This is a genomic window from Streptomonospora salina (assembly GCF_014204715.1).
GTDB classification, from domain to species: Bacteria; Actinomycetota; Actinomycetes; order Streptosporangiales; family Streptosporangiaceae; genus Streptomonospora; species Streptomonospora salina.
Genome location: NZ_JACHLY010000001.1, coordinates 3,254,933 through 3,272,607 on the forward strand (window position 1 = coordinate 3,254,933; position 17,675 = coordinate 3,272,607).

A 17,675-nucleotide genomic window follows, 5' to 3' on the forward strand; every position below is an offset into this window, starting at 1 on the left:
GGAGCGGGGCCGGGCGGGGCCGGGCGGGAGTGAAAACCGTACGGCTTCCACCCCCGCACCGGTGCCCGCTCCGGCGGCTGCGGCGGTCGGCTAGTCGTCGTCTTCGTCGTCCTCGTGGCGGCGCTTCTTCTTGCCGTCGCTGCCGGGGCGCAGGAGCGCCTCGGCGAGGGCGAGCATGGTCTCCTCCAGGGCGGCCAGGCGCTTGGTGATGTCGTCGTGGGAGGTTTCGACGGCCTCGGTGATCGCCTCGTCGAACTCGTGGCGGTCCGGCCGGGCTTGGACCTCGCGCAGCAGCGGGTCGATGCCCTCCTTGAGGCGACTGTCGAGGCCGTCCAGCTTCTCGGTGGGGTCGATGACCGGCCGGTCGAGCAGTTCGGTGAGGCGGCGGTGCACCTCGCTGAACTCCAGGGTGGCCGGAAGCTGGGCCAGGCGCTGGTTGAGGGCTTCGAGGCGGTCGTCCACGGCCTCCAGGCGGCCGTCGACTCCGCCGATGTGGCCGTTGACGCCCTCGAACTGGCCCTCGACTCCCGTGACGCGGCCTTCGAGCCCGTCGAGGCGCCCGCTGACCCCGTCGATCTTTCCTTCGACGCCCTCGAAGCTGCCGTCGAAGTGCCCCTCGAAGGTGTCGAAGCGGTCGGTGAGGCGGCCCACGCCCTTCTCCAGCCGGCTGTCGACCGCCTCAAGGTGGCGGTCGACCTTGGCGGTCAGCTCCTCGCGCGCCTGGTCCAGGCGGGCGTCGACGGCGGTGCGCTGCTCCTCCACGGCCGTGGCGAGGGTGCCGTGGCGCTCGTCGCCCTGGACACGCAGCGCCTCGATGCGCTCGTCGACGGCTTCGCGCAGCTCGCCGATACGGGCGTCGACGGACGTGCTCAGCTCGGTCGTGCGCTCCTCGACCGTGCTGCGCAGCTCGGCCAGCGCGGCGGTGGTGGCGGCCAGGTCCTCCTCGGTCTTGGCGCGCAGGCCCTCGGCGGTCTCGTCGAGCTTGCCGGCGAGTTCGGTGCGCTGCCGGTCGTCGCGCTCGCGCAGCTCGGAGCGGTGCAGCTCCAGCTGCTCGTGCAGTTCGGCGAGCCGGTCGCGGACGTGGGTGCGCAGGTCGCCGAGGCGTTCGTCGGTGGATTCGGCGAGCTTGGCGACGGCGCTGTTGGCGTCGGCGACCGCGGCGGCGGCCTCGATGTGGTTCTCCTCGGCCTGGCTGCTCAGCCGGGCGACGCTCTCGGTGAGCTGCGCGGTGACCTCGGTGTGGTTCTCGGCGGTGCGCCCGTCGAGCCGCTCGATGCCTTCGGTGAGGGCGGTGTGGTTCTCGTCGGCGGTCGTGGAGATCCGCTCGATGCCCTCGGTGAGGGCGGTGTGGTTCTGGTCGGCCGTGGTGGAGATCCGCTCGATGCCTTCGGTGAGGGCCGTGTGGCGCTCGCGGGACTGCGTGTCGAGAAGCTCGATGCCTTCGGAGACCGCTCCGGTGACGGCGTCGCGGCTCTGCTCGGTGGCCCCGCGCAGTTCCTCGGCGGTCGTGTCGAGCTTGTCCCCGAGCTGCGTGTGCTGCTCGCGCAGGGAGGCGTCGAGGGTGTCGCGGCTCTCGCCGACGGCGGTCGCCAGGTGCTCGCGGCTTTCGGTCACGGTTTGTTCGACGGAGGTGCGGCCCTGTTCGACGGCGGTGGACAGCGCCTCGCGGCTTTCGGCCAGGGTTTGTTCGACGGAGGTGCGGCCCTGTTCGACGGCGGTGGACAGCGCCTCGCGGCTTTCGGCCAGGGTTTGTTCGACGGAGGTGCGGCCCTGCTCGATAGCGGCCGACAGCGCCTCGCGGCTTTCGGTGAGGGCCGTGGTGACGGCCTCGCGGTTCTCGGCGGCGGTGCCCATGGCGGTGTCGTGCTGGGCCTCCACGCGCTCGGTCAGCGCCGCTAGGGAGTCCCGCAGCTCCCGGGAGTCGGCGGTCAGGCCCTCCACGGCCTCGTCGATGCGCCCGAACCGGGCCTCGGTCGAGGAGGCGAGCTTCTCGACGCGGTCGGTGAGCGCGTCGATCTTGCCGGAGGCCTGCTCGCCGGACTCGGCCAGCTCCTGCAACCGGGTCAGGGTGGTGTCGAGGTGGCCGGTGATGGTGCGGATGTCGGACCGCAGCGCCGACATCTCCGCCAGCGGCTTGACGCGCTCACCGACCAGGGCGATGTGCTCGGCGAGGGTCTCGGCCCACTCCGGCGGGCGTGCGGAGATCTCGTCGACCCGGGTCTGGACGGCGGAGACCGACTCCGCGAGCGTGGCGAACTCGCGTTCGCGGAACTCGCGCAGCAGCCACTCCATGCCTTCCAGGCGCTGGCGCATCTCCTCGTTGACCGCACCCTGGGACTTCTGCTCGGAGACCTGGTCCTGCGCGGCCCGGGAGAGGAGGTCCCGCATGCGGTCGGAGATCCCGGTCTGACCTCCCCCGTTGAGGAAGTTGTGGTTGGTCTGTTCCACCGAGGTGCTCCTTAAGATCTGGCGCCCCCACCCGATTCGGCCGTGGATGGGCGGTGTGCTCCTGGGCTCGGCCGACGCGGCGCCGGGGCCGGGTGCGCTGTCACGTTCGGGGGGCCGATGGGCACGCGCGGTGACAACCGTGGTCGCGGTGGGAGCGAGGCGATCGACGGCCGCCGACAACCGTGCTGCGTCGCCGGTCGAATCCAGGACGGGGAGAAGGGATTCAGCGGGGATCAGTTTAACGACATGAGCCTTGTTCGCCGCGCGTGACTGGCGAAGATGAGGGGATTGGACGTGAATCGCCATAGCCGGTCTGCTGCGTCACGTTAGTACTGATCGTGGTCGTAGTCACGCGTGTGGCGGGGATTCCGTTTTGTGGCATCTGCGCGATACGTCTACGGAGACGCCGTGACCTCGGAGCACACGAGGCACAGAGGGCGGTCGCCGACGCGCGTGAGGACGACCACTGCCGATTCCGGGCCGCTCGGTTTGAGGTCGCGGAGGAGTTTGTCGACATCCACCGCGGAGCCGCGTTTCTTAATCGTTACCGTTCCCGCTCCCGCGCGGCGCAACGACGACCGCAGCCGCTTCAGTGAGAACGGCATGGCCTCGTGGACTTCGAAGGCGCGGCAGAACGGCGTCGCGACGAGCCGGTCGGAGGTGATGTAGGCGATGGCGGGATCGAGCAGGCGGCCCTCCACCGGTTCTGCGGCCTCCGCCACCAGGTGGGCCCGCACCACGGCGTTGTCGGGCTCGTAGAGGTAGCGCGCAGGCGGACCCGTCGGTGCGGGCCCGCCGCCGGGCCCGGCGGCCAGGGTCGCCGGCGGCGACCCGTCGCTGCGCAGCAGCGTGGCGCGCCGCGCCGGCCCGTCGCCCAGGCCCTGCCACAGCGCGGTCTCCTTGAGGTCGCCGTCCACCGAGATCCACTCGGCGGCGGCCCCCGCGGGGATGCGCTCGTGCGGGATGCCCGGCGCGGCTTTGACGCACGAGGCCGGCGCACGCGCGGCGAGGTCCATGACCGTGTCCCAGGTCGGCGCGTAGGCGTCGGGATCGAAGACCCTGCCGCGTGCGGTCCGGCGGGCGGGGTCGCAGAAGACGGCGTCGTAGCCGCCGGGGTCGACCTCCGCGGCGTCGCCTTCGCGTACGCGCATCCGACCGTCCAGGCCGAGCCGTTCGGCGTTGGCCGCGGCGACGGCGACGGTCAGCGGGTCGGAGTCGACCGCCTCCACCTCCAGGCCGGCGTCGGCGGCGGCGATCGCGTCGGAGCCGACACCGCAGCCCAGGTCGGCGACGCGGGCTCCGGCGCCCAGCGCCGCGGCCAGCCGGCGGGCGCGGTAGTCGGCCACGGACATGCGTGTGGCCTGCTCCAGGCCCGGCTCGGTGAAGAACATGCGCTCGGCGCGGGTGCCGAATTTCACGCGCGCCCGCGCGCGCAGCCGGGCCTGGGTCAGCGCCGCGCCGGCCAGGTCGGCGGGGGCGACGCCGGGAGCTCCGTCTTCGCCGGCGGACTCGGCCAGCGCCCGCTCGGACTCGGTCCGCAGGACCGTGGCCGCCTTCAGCGGGTCGGCAGGAGCGGTTTCGGCTGCGGCGAGTACGCGGCTTCCGGCGCTGGTGAGAAGGGCCGCGAACGCCGACCTCGGATCGGGTGCGGTTTGCCCGCTGGACACCACGATGTTCCCCCGTGACCAGTTGTTTGACGCGCCCAATGGGCCCGGCTAATGTTCCATACTGGCACTCCCGAAGGTAGAGTGCTAATTGCGACGAGGCCGGTCTGGCACCCGCGACGGCAGGCCGCCGTGGTCGCCCTTCGCCAAGCATGCCGTTTCGTATCATCGAACCCGAAGGGGGAGGTCACAACCGTGTCGACCGCCACCAAGACTGTGCTCAAGCCGCTTGAGGACCGCGTCGTCGTCAAGACCCTCGAAGCCGAGCAGACCACGGCCTCCGGCCTGGTCATCCCCGACACCGCCAAGGAGAAGCCCCAGGAGGGCGAGGTCCTCGCTGTGGGCCCCGGCCGCTGGGACGACGAGGGCGACAAGCGCATCCCGCTCGACGTGAACGTCGGCGACGTCGTGCTGTACAGCAAGTACGGCGGCACCGAGGTCAAGTACGACAACGAGGAGTTCCTCGTCCTCTCCGCCCGCGACCTGCTCGCGGTCGTCGAGAAGTAAGACCTCGTCACTCGACGAATCCTTCCCGCCCCGGCCGGCACCCTGCCGGGCGGGGCGGTTTTTCTTACCCGCCGTAGGTGTACGGATAGAGGAAGCTCACCATGCCCAAGATCCTGGAATTCGAGGACGACGCCCGGCGCTCCCTTGAACGCGGTGTCGATCGCCTCGCGGACTCCGTGAAGGTCACGCTGGGCCCGCGCGGCCGCAACGTCGTCATCGACAAGAAGTTCGGCGCGCCCACCATCACGAACGACGGCGTGACCGTCGCTCGCGAGGTCGAGCTGGAGGACCCGTACGAGGACCTGGGTGCCCAGCTGGTCAAGGAGGTCGCCACCAAGACCAACGACGCGGCCGGCGACGGCACCACCACCGCCACCGTGCTCGCTCAGGCGCTGGTCCGCGAGGGCCTGCGGAGCGTGGCCGCGGGCGCTTCGCCGATGTCCATGAAGAAGGGCATCGACGCCGCCGCCAAGAAGGTCGCCGACGTCCTCGTCGAGCGGGCCCGCGAGATCGGCGAGCGCGACGACATCGCCTACGTCGCCACCAACTCCGCCCAGGACAGCCAGATCGGCGACATGATCGCCGAGGCGTTCGACAAGGTCGGCAAGGACGGCGTCATCACGGTCGAGGAGGCCCCCACCATGGGCCTGGACCTCGACTTCACTGAGGGCATGCAGTTCGACAAGGGCTACGTCTCGCCCTACTTCGTCACCGACCAGGAGCGCCAGGAAGTCGTCCTGGACGACGCCCTCATCCTGATCAACCAGGGCAAGATCTCCAGCCTCAACGAGATCCTGCCGCTGCTGGAGAAGGTCGTCCAGACCAAGAAGCCGCTGCTGATCATCGCCGAGGACATCGAGGGCGACGCCCTGGGCGCGATGGTCCTCAACAAGATCCGCGGCGCCCTCAACGTCGCCGCGGTCAAGGCGCCCGGCTTCGGCGAGCGCCGCAAGGCCATGCTCCAGGACATCGCCACCCTGACCGGCGGCCAGGTCATCGCCGAAGAGGTCGGCCTGAGCCTGGAGAACGCCGAGCTGGACGTTCTGGGCAGCGCCCGCCGCATCACCGTCACCAAGGACGACACCACCATCGTCGACGGCAACGGCGAGCAGGGCGAGGTCGAGGAGCGGGTCCACCAGATCCGCAAGGAGATCGAGAACAGCGACTCCGACTGGGACCGCGAGAAGCTGCAGGAGCGCCTGGCCAAGCTGGCCGGCGGCGTCTCCGTGCTGCGTGTCGGTGCAGCCACCGAGGTGGAGCTCAAGGAGAAGAAGCACCGCCTGGAGGACGCGATCTCGGCCACCCGCGCCGCGATCGAGGAGGGCATCGTCGCCGGCGGCGGTTCGGCGCTGGTGCACGCTGCCGCGGAGCTGGACGACCTGGGCCTGACCGGCGACGAGGCGACGGGCGTGAAGATCCTGCGCCAGTCCCTGCCGGAGCCGGCCCGCTGGATCGCCGAGAACGGCGGCGCCGAAGGCTACGTGGTCACCTACCGCATCAGCGAGATGCCGGTGGGGCAGGGCTACAACGCCGCCACCGACTCCTACGGCGACCTGATGGCCGCCGGCGTCATCGACCCGGTCAAGGTCACCCGCTCCGCGGTGCAGAACGCCGCTTCGATCGCGGGCATGCTGCTGACCACCGAGGCGCTGGTCGTCGAGAAGCCCGAGGAAGAGGAGGACGAGGGCCAGGGCCACGGCCACGGCCACTGAGTCGGCCCGACGGTCCGACCCGTCCGAGGAGCATCGGTCGCACCGGGCGGCCGCCGGCGTCGGCGGCCCCGGTCGGCACCGGCCCCGTGTCCGCGCATCGCGCGGGCGCGGGGCCGTTCACTATCATCGAGGGACCGGACACAGCACGCGATGTGTGCCGGTTTTGCGGCATTTTCATCGAATGTGATCATTCTGTAGCCGCATTTGGTGACGTGTAAACCCGCGCGGCGGGGCATGATGCGAGACGTGACGGATCCACGCGCAGCGGGGGGCGCGCTCGCGAGCCGAGCCGAGGCCCTGCGCAGAGCGAACGAGACGGAACTGAACCACTTGACCTCGCTCGCCGTCCAGGGCGACGACGGCGCGGTCGACTCACTCATCCGCGAGGTCCACCCGATGGTGGTCCGCTACTGCCGCGCCAAACTCTCCCGCGTCGCCGGATACGTCCACTACTCCGACGACGTGGCGCAAGAGGTCTGCATCGCCCTGCTCGCGGCGCTGCCCCGCTACGAGGACAAGGGGCGGCCCTTCGCCGCCTTCGTGTTCAAGATCGCCTCGCACAAGGTCGCCGACGCGCTGCGCCGCTCCACCCGCGCCGACGTCCCCACCGACGCCGTGCCCGAGTGCGCCGACGACGGCCCCGGCCCCGAAGAGTCCGCCGTGCGCAGCGCCGAGGCGGAACGGGCGCGCGGTCTGCTCGACGAACTGCCCGAACAGCAGCGCCGCCTGCTGGTGATGCGGGTCATCGCCGGGCTCACCGCCGACGAGACGGGGCATGCGCTGGGCATGTCCCCCGGCGCCGTCCGCGTCGCCCAGCACCGCGCCCTGGCCCGCCTGCGCAAGGTCGCCGCAGCCGATCGGCTGATCTGACCCTGCGGCGCGCCGCACCTTCCGACGCTGCACCGCCGCGGTCCGACGACCGGTCGCATACCGGTGCCGCGCCGCGCGCGATCCCCCGCCGCCCGCGCTGCGCCTGTGCACCGGCGGCCCGGCGGCCGCCCCGGCGCGCGCTGTGAGCCTCGCCACCGCCGCCCCGGTCGAAGGCGAACCGCCCCGCGCCGCGCCGCCGCCGTTCTAGGATGAAACGACACGCGCGAGTGGTTGGGAAGATATATGACGCAGCTGTTCACGGGGGACGGCGGCAAGGTGCTGCCGCCGGGGCTCACCTACGACGACGTCCTGCTGGTCCCGTCCTACTCGGACCTGCAGCCCGGCGAGGCCGACACCGCGAGCCGGCTTTCGCGGTCCATCGGACTGCGCATCCCGCTGCTGTCCGCGGCGATGGACACGGTCACCGAGGCCCGCACGGCAGTGGCCATGGCGCGCCAGGGCGGCGCCGGCGTGCTGCACCGCAACCTCTCCGTCGAAGCCCAGGCCGACCAGGTCGACCTGGTCAAGCGCTCCGAAGCTGGCATGGTCACCGACCCGGTCACCTGCAAACCCGGCGACACTCTGGCCGACGTCGAGGCGCTCAGCGCCCACTACCGCATCTCCGGCGCTCCCGTCACCGACACCGACGGCCGCCTGGTGGGCATGGTCACCAACCGCGACATGCGCTTCGAACTGGACCGCAGCCGCCCCGTCCACGAGGTCATGACCCCGATGCCGCTGATCACCGCCCCGGTGGGGGTCAGCCGCGACGACGCGTTCCGGCTGCTGCGCGAGAACAAGGTCGAAAAGCTCCCGCTGACCGACCCCCAGGGCCGGCTGCGCGGACTGATCACCGTCAAGGACTTCATCAAAAGCGAGCAGTTCCCCGACGCCACCAAGGACGCCGACGGCCGCCTGGTCGTCGGCGCCGCCGTGGGCGTGGGCGCGGACTCCGAAGCGCGCGCCCACGCGCTGGTCGAGGCCGGCGCCGACTTCGTCGTCGTCGACACCGCGCACGGCCACTCCGCGGGCGTCGCCGAGATGGTCGCCAAGCTCAAAGCCAACTCCGCCGCCGACGTCGTCGCCGGCAACATCGCCACCCGCGCCGGAGCCCAGGCGCTGATCGACGCCGGAGCCGACGCGATCAAGGTCGGCGTGGGACCCGGCTCCATCTGCACCACCCGCGTTGTGGCCGGTGTCGGCGCGCCGCAGGTCACGGCGGTGATGGAGGCGTACAAGGCCGCCGGTCCCGCCCAGGTTCCGATCATCGCCGACGGGGGACTCCAGTTCTCCGGCGACATCGTCAAGGCGATCGTCGCCGGCGCGAGCACGGTGATGCTGGGCAGCCTGCTCGCCGGTGTCGAGGAGAGCCCGGGCGACCTCGTCTTCATCAACGGCAAGCAGTACAAGACCTACCGGGGCATGGGCTCGCTGGGCGCGATGCGCGGGACCTCCTACTCCAAGGACCGCTATTCCCAGGCCGACGTCGCGACCGAGGACAAGCTGATCCCCGAGGGCATCGAAGGCCAGGTGCCCTACCGCGGCCCGCTGGAGACGGTCGCCGACCAGCTCATCGGCGGGTTGCGCCAGTCCATGTGGTACGCGGGCGCACGCGAGATCGCCGACCTGCACGAGCACGGCCAGTTGATGCAGATCACCCCGGCCGGACTCAAGGAGAGCCATCCCCACGACGTCCAGATGACGGTCGAGGCCCCCAACTACCACGGGCGCCGCTGACACCGCGGGCCGTGCCCGTCGACGCCGCGCTGCGACCGGCGCCGACGGGTGTTCCGGCGCCGCCGCGGCGGCGCCGGATAGACTCGCCGCCGCAGGATCCGCCGGTCGGCAACGCCGGTGAAGCACGCGAGAGGGGACCCAAGCGTTGGCTCAGCTGGAGATCGGGCTCGGCAAGAACGGGCGCCGCGCTTACGAGCTCGAGGAGATCGGGATCGTGCCGGCCCGGCGCACCCGTGACCCCGGGGAAGTGTCGATCACCTGGCAGATCGACGCCTACCGCTTCGAAACGCCGCTGATGGGCAGTCCGATGGACAGCATCGCCTCGCCCCGCACCGTCATCGAGATGGGGCGGCAGGGCGCGGTCGGCGTACTCGACCTCGAAGGGCTGTGGACGCGCTACGAGTCCCCCGAGCCGCTGCTGGAGGAGATCCGCGAGCTCGACGACGAGGCGGCCACGCGCCGGCTGCAGGAGATCTACGCCGAACCGGTCAAGGAAGAGCTGATCGGGCGGCGCATCGAGGAGATCCGCGAGGCGGGCGTCGTCACCGCCGCCCGCCTCTCGCCCCAGCACACCGCCCAGTACCACAAGGCCGTCATCGACGCCGGGGTCGACCTGTTCGTCATCCGCGGCACCACGGTCTCCGCCGAGCACGTGTCGGGCCGGGCCGAACCGCTCAACCTCAAGCAGTTCATCTACGAGCTGGACGTGCCCGTGGTCGTGGGCGGCTGCGCTACCTACACCGCCGCCCTGCACCTGATGCGCACCGGCGCCGCGGGCGTACTGGTGGGCTTCGGCGGCGGTTCCGGTCACACCACCCGCTCCGTGCTGGGCGTGTCGGTCCCCATGGCCAGCGCGATCGGCGACGTCGCCGCGGCGCGGCGCGACTACCTCGACGAGTCCGGCGGCCGCTACGTGCACGTCATCGCCGACGGCGGCATGACCCGCAGCGGCGACATCGCCAAGGCGCTGGCCTGCGGGTCCGACGCCGTCATGATCGGTTCGCCGCTGGCGCGCGCCGCCGAGGCCCCCGGCGACGGATACCACTGGGGCAGCGAGGCCCACCACGGCGAACTGCCGCGCGGCGAGCGGCTGCAGGTCGGCACGATCGGCTCGCTGGAGTCGATCCTGCACGGCCCTTCGCTGACCAGCGACGGCTCGATGAATCTCACGGGAGCGCTGCGCCGCACCATGGCCACCGCCGGCTACAGCGACCTCAAGGAGTTCCAGCGCGTCGAGGTCGTGGTCGACCCGAACTGACGGCGCCCGCCTCCCGACGCCCCGTACCCGCACCGGCCGCGCGCTGCCCGCCGGGCAGCGCGCGGTGCCGCCGATGCCGCCCCGCAGACAGTTGACGCGGAAGCGGCGAATGGGTTCAACTATCACGTTGGCGCCGCGTGTGCCCAGCCGGACACCCTCCCGCCGGCTGATCGTGTCCGAAACGTGAGTGAGGTGTCCGTGAGCGGTCCCCCCGTCACCGGTACCGAGGCCCCCTCCGCCTCGCCCGCCGCCCCCCGTGCCTCCGCCCGCTGGAAGCGGGGCGCCACCGCCACAGTGGCGGTGGCCTCCACACTCGGGGTGGCCGCGGCGGTTGCGGGCATCGCCGGCACGCTCCAGCCTCACCGGGTGCCCGAGCTCCCGCCCGGTCCCGGCGACGCCGCCGGCAGCATCGAAACGGTCCCCTCCTCCACCGGTTCCGCGCCGGACCGGGACGGGGCCACTGCGGCCGACGAACGTCCCTCGCCCGACGCCGCGCGGACCGCCGACCCCAGCCCCCGGTGGCTCGACTCCGTCTCCGAAGCCACCGGCGTGCCGCGCCGGGCGCTGGAGGGCTACGCTCGCGCCCAGCTCGCCCTCGTCCGGGAACAGCCCGACTGCCTGATCTCCTGGCCCACCCTGGCGGGCATCGGGCGGATCGAATCCGGACACGGCACCGTCGCCGGCGGCGAGATCGGCGGCGACGGGCGCACCACCGAGGAGATCGTCGGCATTCCGCTCGACGGATCGAACGGCACCGCCCGGATCGCCGACACCGACGGCGGCACGCTCGACGGCGACGGACAGTGGGACCGCGCCGTCGGGCCGATGCAGTTCATCCCCGAAACCTGGGACGAGTGGGGCGTCGACGCCGACTCCGACGGCGAAGCCGACCCCCACGACATCGACGACGCTTCCCTGGCCGCGGCGCGCTACCTGTGCGCCGACGGCCGCGACCTCACCGACGACGACGGCTGGTGGGAGGCGATTCTCTCCTATAACGCGTCGCGCAGTTACGGCGACGACGTCCTCGACTCCGCCGACCGCTACGCCGGGGCCGCCGCCGACGCCGTCTGAGCCCGCCGGCGCCGCCGACCGCGCCCGCCCGCCCCGGGCGGCCGTTGCCGCCGGCAGCCGGTGCCGTCCGCCCGCACTCGCCCGGTGGGAGGCGCGTCACCGGATTGGTCCGGGCCTGGCGGGTTAGCCTGACTGAAGGGGCGTGCAGAGCGGCCCGGCACGGCACCAGTCGCAAGGAAGGCGTGAAATGACTGCATCGCGGATGGGGCCCGATCAGCGGACCGAGGCATTGGCGGCCATGGCTGGGACCGAGTTGGACGTTCTGGTCGTCGGCGGAGGCATCGTCGGCGCCGGCGTCGCGCTGGACGCCGTCGCCCGCGGGCTCACCGTCGGAGTGATCGAAGCCCGCGACTACGCGTCGGGCACATCCAGCCGCTCCAGCAAGCTCGTCCACGGCGGTCTGCGGTATCTGGAGCAGTTGGACTTCGAGCTGGTGCGCGAGGCCCTGGTCGAGCGCGGCCTGATGCTGCACCGCCTCGCGCCGCACCTGGTGCGGCCGGTGCCGTTCCTCTACCCGCTGACCAAGCACTGGGAGCGCCCCTACGTCGGCGCCGGCGTCACGCTGTACGACACCCTCGCCCTGTCCATGGGCAACGACCGGGGCCTGCCGCACCACCGCCACCTCACGCGCGGCAGCGCGCTGCGGGTGTTCCCGGCGCTGCGCCGCGACGCGCTGGTCGGCGCGGTCCAGTACTGGGACGCCCAGGTCGACGATGCGCGCTATGTCCTGACGGTGCTGCGCACCGCCGCGACCTACGGCGCGCACGTGGCGTCGCGGGTCCAGGCGGTGGAATTCCTGCGCGAGGGCGAGCACGTCACCGGCGCCCAGGCCCAGGACCTGGAGACCGGGGAGCGGTTCGACATCCGCGCCAAGCAGGTCGTCAACGCGGCGGGCGTGTGGACCGACGATATCCAGGAGATGGTCGGCGGGCGCGGCCAGATCCACGTGCGCGCATCCAAGGGGATCCACCTGGTCGTGCCGCGCGACCGCATCCAGGGGTCTTCTGGACTCATCCTGCGCACGGAGAAGAGCGTGCTGTTCGTCATCCCGTGGGGGCGGCACTGGATCATCGGGACCACCGACACCGACTGGGACCTGGACAAGGCCCACCCGGCGGCCAGCAGGACCGATATCGACTACGTGCTCGACCACGTCAACGCGGTCCTGCGGGTTCCGCTGACCCGTGACGACGTCGAGGGCGTCTATGCCGGGCTGCGGCCGCTGCTGACCGGCGAGTCCGACGAGAGCTCCAAGCTCTCCCGCGAGCACACGGTCGCCCACCCCGTGCCGGGCCTGGTGCTGATCGCCGGCGGCAAGTACACCACCTACCGGGTCATGGCCAAGGACGCCGTCGACGCGGTGGCCCACGGGCTCGACGGCCGCATTCCGGAGTCGGTGACCGACCGGCTGCCGCTCGCCGGAGCGGAGGGGTATGCGGCCATGTGGAACCAGCGCCGCAAACTGGCGAACGACTCGGGGCTGCACCGTTCGCGGATCACCCACCTGCTGCGCCGCTACGGCACCATGATCGACGAGATCCTGGAGATGATGGAGGAGCGGCCCGACCTCAAGGAACCGCTGACCGGCGCCGACGACTACCTGCGCGCCGAGGTCGTCTACGCCGCCGCCTACGAGGGAGCCCGCCACCTCAACGACGTGCTGGCGCGGCGCACCCGGATCTCCATCGAGACCTGGGACCGCGGCATCGCGGTGTCGGAGGAGGCGGCGCGGCTGATGGGCGGGCAGCTGGGTTGGAGCGAGGAGCACGTCCAGCGCGAGGTCGCCTACTACCGCAAGCGCATCGAGGCCGAGCGCGCCGCCCAGGAGCAGGACAACGACGTCGAGGCCGACGCCATGCAGCACGGCGCCCCCGAGATCGTCCCCGCGGCGGCGCTCGGCGAGGGAGTGGGGTAGGAGGCGGCTGCCCGTGCGCTCGCCGGTCGGGCGGGTGGAGCCCCGGTCCCGCCGAGCGCGAGGTTTTTACCGGCACAGTGCTGGAAAACGGTTGAAGCCCCGCGCTCGTTTTCGGCCCTGCGGCCAGGGCGCCACCGGCGGCGGAGAACGCGTAGGGGCGCGCGGCTGTCCACAGGGAGGCGAAACCGCCTCGAATCCCGACCCCGGCGTGGCCCACACTTGGTCCCGTGCTGCTGACGATCACCACCACCCGCGAGCCCGCGACCGACCTCGGTTTCCTGCTGCACAAGCATCCTGACCGGGTCCAAGGGTTCACCCAGTCCTACGGCACGGCCCACGTCTTCTACCCCGAGTCCGCCGCCGAGCGCTGCACCGCAGCGCTGCTGCTGGAGGTGGACCCGCAGGCGCTGCTGCGCACCCGCGGACCCGGGTCGGGGTCCGCGGGCTTCTCGCTGGCGCAGTACGTCAACGACCGGCCCTACGCGGCCTCGTCGCTGTTCGCGGTCGCGCTGGGCGACGTCTTCCGCACCGCGCTGCGGGGAACGTGCAAGGCGCGCCCCGAACTCGCCGCCGAGCCGCTGCCGCTGACCCTGCACCTGCCCGCCGTGCCGTGCCGCGGCGGGCAGGACCGAGCGCGCCGCCTGTTCGAGCCGCTGGGCTGGGAGGTCGACGCCCGGCCCGTCCCGCTCGATCCGGCCCTGCCCGACTGGGGCGACTCCCGCTACATCGGGCTCACCCTCACCGGTCGGCTCCGGCTGTGTGACGCGCTGAGCCACCTGTATGTGCTGCTGCCGGTGCTGGACGGGACCAAGCACTACTGGGTCGGCCGGGACGAGATCGACAAGCTGCTGCGCACGGCCGAAGGGTGGCTGCCCGGCCACCCCGAGCGCGCCTGGATCACCCGGCGCTACCTCGCGCGGAGCGACCGGCTGGTGCGCACCGCGATCACGCGCCTGGGCGAGCTGGACGACCTCGCGGCCGCCGATCCCGCGGACTCCGCCGGCCCCGCGGAGGCGGCGGCCGTGGCGACCGAACCCGACGAGGAGGAGCCGCCGCAGCTCGACCCGCCGCGGGCCGAACCGGCTCCGGCCGCCTCCGCGGAGCCGGCCGCGATCGGCGTCACCGGCGTCACCGCCGCCACCGGTGCCGCCGACGCCGACGGCACGGACGCCGGTGCCGCCGCCGCGCAGCCGCGCGAGCAGGCGCCGTCCCTGGCCGTGCAGCGGGCCGAGGCGGTGCACTCGGTCCTGCGGGCCGAGGCGGTGCACTCGGTCCTGCGGGCCGAGGGCGTCCGCTCGGTGCTCGACCTCGGCTGCGGGGCCGGAAAGCTGCTGTCGCGGCTGCTGGAGGACCCCGGATTCACCGTCCTCGCCGGTGCCGACGTCTCCGCCGCCACCCTCCAGCACGCCGGCCGGCGGCTGGGCCTGGACCGCGTGCCCGAGCACGAGCAGCGGCGGCTGACGCTGTTCGCGGCCTCGGTCGTCTACGGCGACCCGCGGTTCCGCGGCTACGACGCCGCGGTGCTGATGGAGGTCGTCGAGCACATCGACCCGGGCCGGCTTCCCGCCGCCGCCGAGGCCGTGTTCGGCCGCGCAGCGCCGGGCACCGTCGTGGTCACCACCCCCAACGCCGAGTACAACGCCCGCTACGCGTCGCTGCCCGAGGGCGCGTTCCGCCACACCGACCACCGCTTCGAGTGGACCCGCGCCGAGTTCCGCGCCTGGGCCGACGGTGTCGCCGACACCTACGGCTACCGGGTGCGCCACCTGCCCGTCGGCCCCGAGACGCCCGACTGCGGGGCGTCGACCCAGATGGGAGTGTTCGCGAAGTGAGCGCCTTCGACCCCGCCGACACCCCCGGATCCGCCGACACCGGCGCCGACCCGGGCTCCGGCATCCGCTCCGACGACCGCGTGCTGCCCGTCCCCGACATGGGCCTGGTCGTGCTCGTCGGCATCTCCGGTTCGGGCAAGTCCACCTTCGCCCGCCGGAACTTCCTCCCCACCCAGGTGGTCTCCTCCGACGTCTGCCGCGGGCTGGTCAGCGACGACGAGAACGACCAGAGCGCCACCGCGGACGCGTTCGAGCTGCTGCACCACATCGTCGCCACCCGGCTTCGCCGCGGCCTGCTCACCGTCGTCGACGCCACCAACGTGCAGCAGCGCGCCCGGGCGGAGCTGGTGCGCATCGCCAAGAAGCACGACGTGCTGGCCACCGCGATCGTGCTCGACGTGCCCGAGGCCCTCGCCCGCGAACGCAACGCCGCGCGCACCGACCGCGACTTCGGTTCGCACGTGCTGCACCGGCAGCGCCGCGAGCTGAAGCGCGGCCTCAACAAGCTGGGCAAGGAGGGCTTCCGCCGGGTGTACGCGCTCGACGGCCCGGCCGATGCGGAGGCGGCGAGGGTCGAGATGGAGCGCGGCTGGAGCGACAAGCGGGACCTCACCGGCCCCTTCGACATCATCGGCGACGTGCACGGATGCCGTGCCGAACTGGAGGAGCTGCTGTCGCAGCTGGGCTACGTCCTCGCGCGCGACGAGTCGGGCCGCGCCGTGGGCGCGCACCACCCCGGCGGCCGCACCGCCGTGTTCGTCGGCGACCTCGTCGACCGGGGCCGGACAGCCCCGGCGTGCTGCACCTGGTGATGGGCATGGCCGAGACCGGCGACGCGCTGTGCGTTTCCGGCAACCACGAGGACAAGCTGGTGCGCGCGCTCAAGGGCCGCAAGGTCCAGGCGCGCCACGGCCTGGCCGAGACCCTGGAGCAGCTCGACGCGGAGCCGGAGGGCTTCCGCAGCGGCGCCCGGGCCTTCTGCGACAGCCTGCTCAGCCACTACATGCTGGACGAGGGCCGGCTCGTCGTCGCCCACGCCGGGCTGAAGGAGGAGTACCACGGGCGGGCGTCGGGCCGGGTGCGGTCCTTCGCGCTCTACGGCGAGACGACCGGCGAGACCGACGAGTTCGGGCTGCCGGTCCGCTACCCGTGGGCCCGCGAGTACCGGGGCTCGGCGGCGGTGGTCTACGGGCACGTGCCCACGCCCGAGCCGGAGTGGATCAACAACACGATCTGCCTGGACACCGGCTGCGTGTTCGGCGGGAGGCTCACGGCGCTGCGCTACCCCGAGCGCGAGCTGACCGCGGTCCCGGCGCAGCGCACCCATTACGAGCCCGAGCGGCCGTTCCCGGCGGCGGCGCACGGGGCCGGCGCGCCGACCGACGGCGGCGCCGCCCTGGTCGGTGTCGGCGACGTGCTGCCCGACGGCACCGTCGGCCACGTCGATACCGGCTCCGGGCGGGTGACCGTGCCCCGTGACAACGCGCTGTCCGCGCTGGAAGCCATGAGCCGGTTCGCCGTGGATCCGCGGTGGCTGCTGTACCTGCCGCCGACCATGGCGCCCGCCCCGACCTCCGCGGATCCGGCCGTGCTGGAGCGCCCCGACGAGGCGTTCTCCTTCTACCTGGACCAGGGCGTGGGCCGCGTCGTCTGCCAGGAGAAGCACATGGGATCGCGTGCGATCGCGGTGGTGTGCCGCGACTCCGCCGCGGCCGACCGGCGCTTCGTTCCGGGCGGCGAAGGCGCCGTGTTCACCCGCACCGGGCGTGCGTTCTTCCCCGACGCCCGGGTGGAGGCCGAGGTGCTGGCTCAGCTGCGGGCGGGGATCACCGCGGCCGGTCTGTGGGAGCGCTTCGGGAGCGACTGGATCGCCCTCGACGGCGAGATGCTGCCCTGGTCGGCCAAGGCCGCGGGCCTCATCCGCGAGGAGTACGCGTCGGTGGGCGCGGCGGCTCGGGCCGCGCTTCCGGAGGCGCAGCGGGCGTTGGCAGCGGCGGCCGAACGCGGGTTGGACGTGGGCGGCCTCGCCGATCGCACCGGGCGGCGGGGCCGCGACATCGAGGCGTTCAGCGCGGTCTACCGCAACCATGTGGCTCCCACCGAGGGCGCGGCCGGGCTGCACTACGCCGCCTTCGCGGTGCTGGCGGCGGAGGGCCGGGAGTTCTCCGGCGAGGACCACTCCTGGCACATGGACGTCGCCCGGACCCTGGCCGAGCACTGCCCGATGGTGGCGGCTACGCGCTACCGCACCCTCGACACCGCCGATCCCGACGCCGTATCCGCGGCCTCGGCCTGGTGGCACGAGCTGGTGTCGGCCGGCGGTGAGGGCATGGTCGTCAAGCCGGCCCAGGGCCCGCGGGCCGCCGGTACGCGCGGTCCGGTCCAGCCCGGCCTCAAGGTGCGCGGTCCGGAATACCTGCGGATCGTCTACGGGCCGGACTACCTGATCCCCGAGCGCCTGGCGACTCTGCGCGACCGCAGCGTGCGCCGCAAGGCCCGCATGGCGCTCAAGGAGCACAAGCTCGGCCTGGAGGCCCTGTCCCGCCACGCCGCCGCAGAGCCGCTGTGGCGCGTCCACCAGCCGGTCTTCGGCGTCCTGGCCCTGGAGTCCGAGTCGGTGGATCCGCGGCTGTAGGAGCCCGTCCGCGCGGCGCCGCT

General features: G+C 72.5%; 10 protein-coding genes and 1 pseudogene. 9 read left to right on the top strand and 2 right to left on the bottom strand.

Going from position 1 to position 17,675, the window contains the following annotated elements; genetic code table 11:
* Positions 1 to 90: 90 nt before the first annotated feature.
* Together HNR25_RS14905 and HNR25_RS14910 are read right to left on the bottom strand one after the other, a co-directional pair.
* A complete protein-coding gene (locus tag HNR25_RS14905) occupies positions 91 to 2,448 on the bottom strand; it encodes an apolipoprotein A-IV repeat region-like domain-containing protein (protein ID WP_184635984.1) in 2,358 nt (785 codons plus the stop codon).
* A 395-nt stretch (positions 2,449 to 2,843) separates the two neighbouring features.
* Complete coding sequence (locus HNR25_RS14910) at positions 2,844 to 4,115, bottom strand: class I SAM-dependent methyltransferase (RefSeq protein ID WP_312862551.1); 1,272 nt, start codon at positions 4,113 to 4,115, stop codon at positions 2,844 to 2,846.
* A gap of 192 nt (positions 4,116 to 4,307) precedes the next feature.
* Between HNR25_RS14910 and groES the strand changes: the two genes are divergently transcribed.
* The 9 genes and pseudogenes from groES (at position 4,308) to HNR25_RS14955 (ending at position 17,652) form a co-directional block, all read left to right on the top strand.
* Positions 4,308 to 4,619 (top strand): co-chaperone GroES, encoded by a 312-nt coding sequence (groES, locus tag HNR25_RS14915; RefSeq protein ID WP_017542289.1) that lies wholly within the window; start codon positions 4,308 to 4,310, stop codon positions 4,617 to 4,619.
* Between the two features lie 101 nt (positions 4,620 to 4,720).
* Positions 4,721 to 6,331 (top strand): chaperonin GroEL, encoded by a 1,611-nt coding sequence (gene groL, locus HNR25_RS14920; protein ID WP_017542288.1) that lies wholly within the window; start codon positions 4,721 to 4,723, stop codon positions 6,329 to 6,331.
* A 246-nt stretch (positions 6,332 to 6,577) separates the two neighbouring features.
* Positions 6,578 to 7,201 carry a sigma-70 family RNA polymerase sigma factor gene (locus HNR25_RS14925; protein WP_026128856.1) on the top strand — a complete coding sequence of 208 codons (624 nt, stop codon included), beginning with the start codon at positions 6,578 to 6,580 and terminating at the stop codon, positions 7,199 to 7,201.
* 243 nt (positions 7,202 to 7,444) lie between these two features.
* Positions 7,445 to 8,938 carry an IMP dehydrogenase gene (gene guaB, locus HNR25_RS14930; protein WP_017542286.1) on the top strand — a complete coding sequence of 498 codons (1,494 nt, stop codon included), beginning with the start codon at positions 7,445 to 7,447 and terminating at the stop codon, positions 8,936 to 8,938.
* Positions 8,939 to 9,092: 154 nt separating this feature from the next.
* Positions 9,093 to 10,196 carry a GuaB3 family IMP dehydrogenase-related protein gene (locus tag HNR25_RS14935; protein WP_184639333.1) on the top strand — a complete coding sequence of 368 codons (1,104 nt, stop codon included), beginning with the start codon at positions 9,093 to 9,095 and terminating at the stop codon, positions 10,194 to 10,196.
* Between the two features lie 192 nt (positions 10,197 to 10,388).
* Positions 10,389 to 11,270: a lytic transglycosylase domain-containing protein gene (locus HNR25_RS14940; RefSeq protein ID WP_376767545.1), complete on the top strand. Its 882-nt coding sequence runs from the start codon at positions 10,389 to 10,391 to the stop codon at positions 11,268 to 11,270.
* Positions 11,271 to 11,457: 187 nt separating this feature from the next.
* Positions 11,458 to 13,185, top strand: a complete 1,728-nt coding sequence (locus HNR25_RS14945; RefSeq protein WP_184635988.1) for a glycerol-3-phosphate dehydrogenase/oxidase — start codon at positions 11,458 to 11,460, stop codon at positions 13,183 to 13,185.
* 227 nt (positions 13,186 to 13,412) lie between these two features.
* The gene (locus tag HNR25_RS14950; protein ID WP_184635990.1) at positions 13,413 to 15,017 is read left to right on the top strand and encodes a 3' terminal RNA ribose 2'-O-methyltransferase Hen1; all 1,605 of its coding nucleotides are present in this window, start codon (positions 13,413 to 13,415) and stop codon (positions 15,015 to 15,017) included.
* 98 nt (positions 15,018 to 15,115) lie between these two features.
* Positions 15,116 to 17,652: pseudogene (locus HNR25_RS14955) on the top strand (polynucleotide kinase-phosphatase).
* Positions 17,653 to 17,675: the final 23 nt, after the last annotated feature.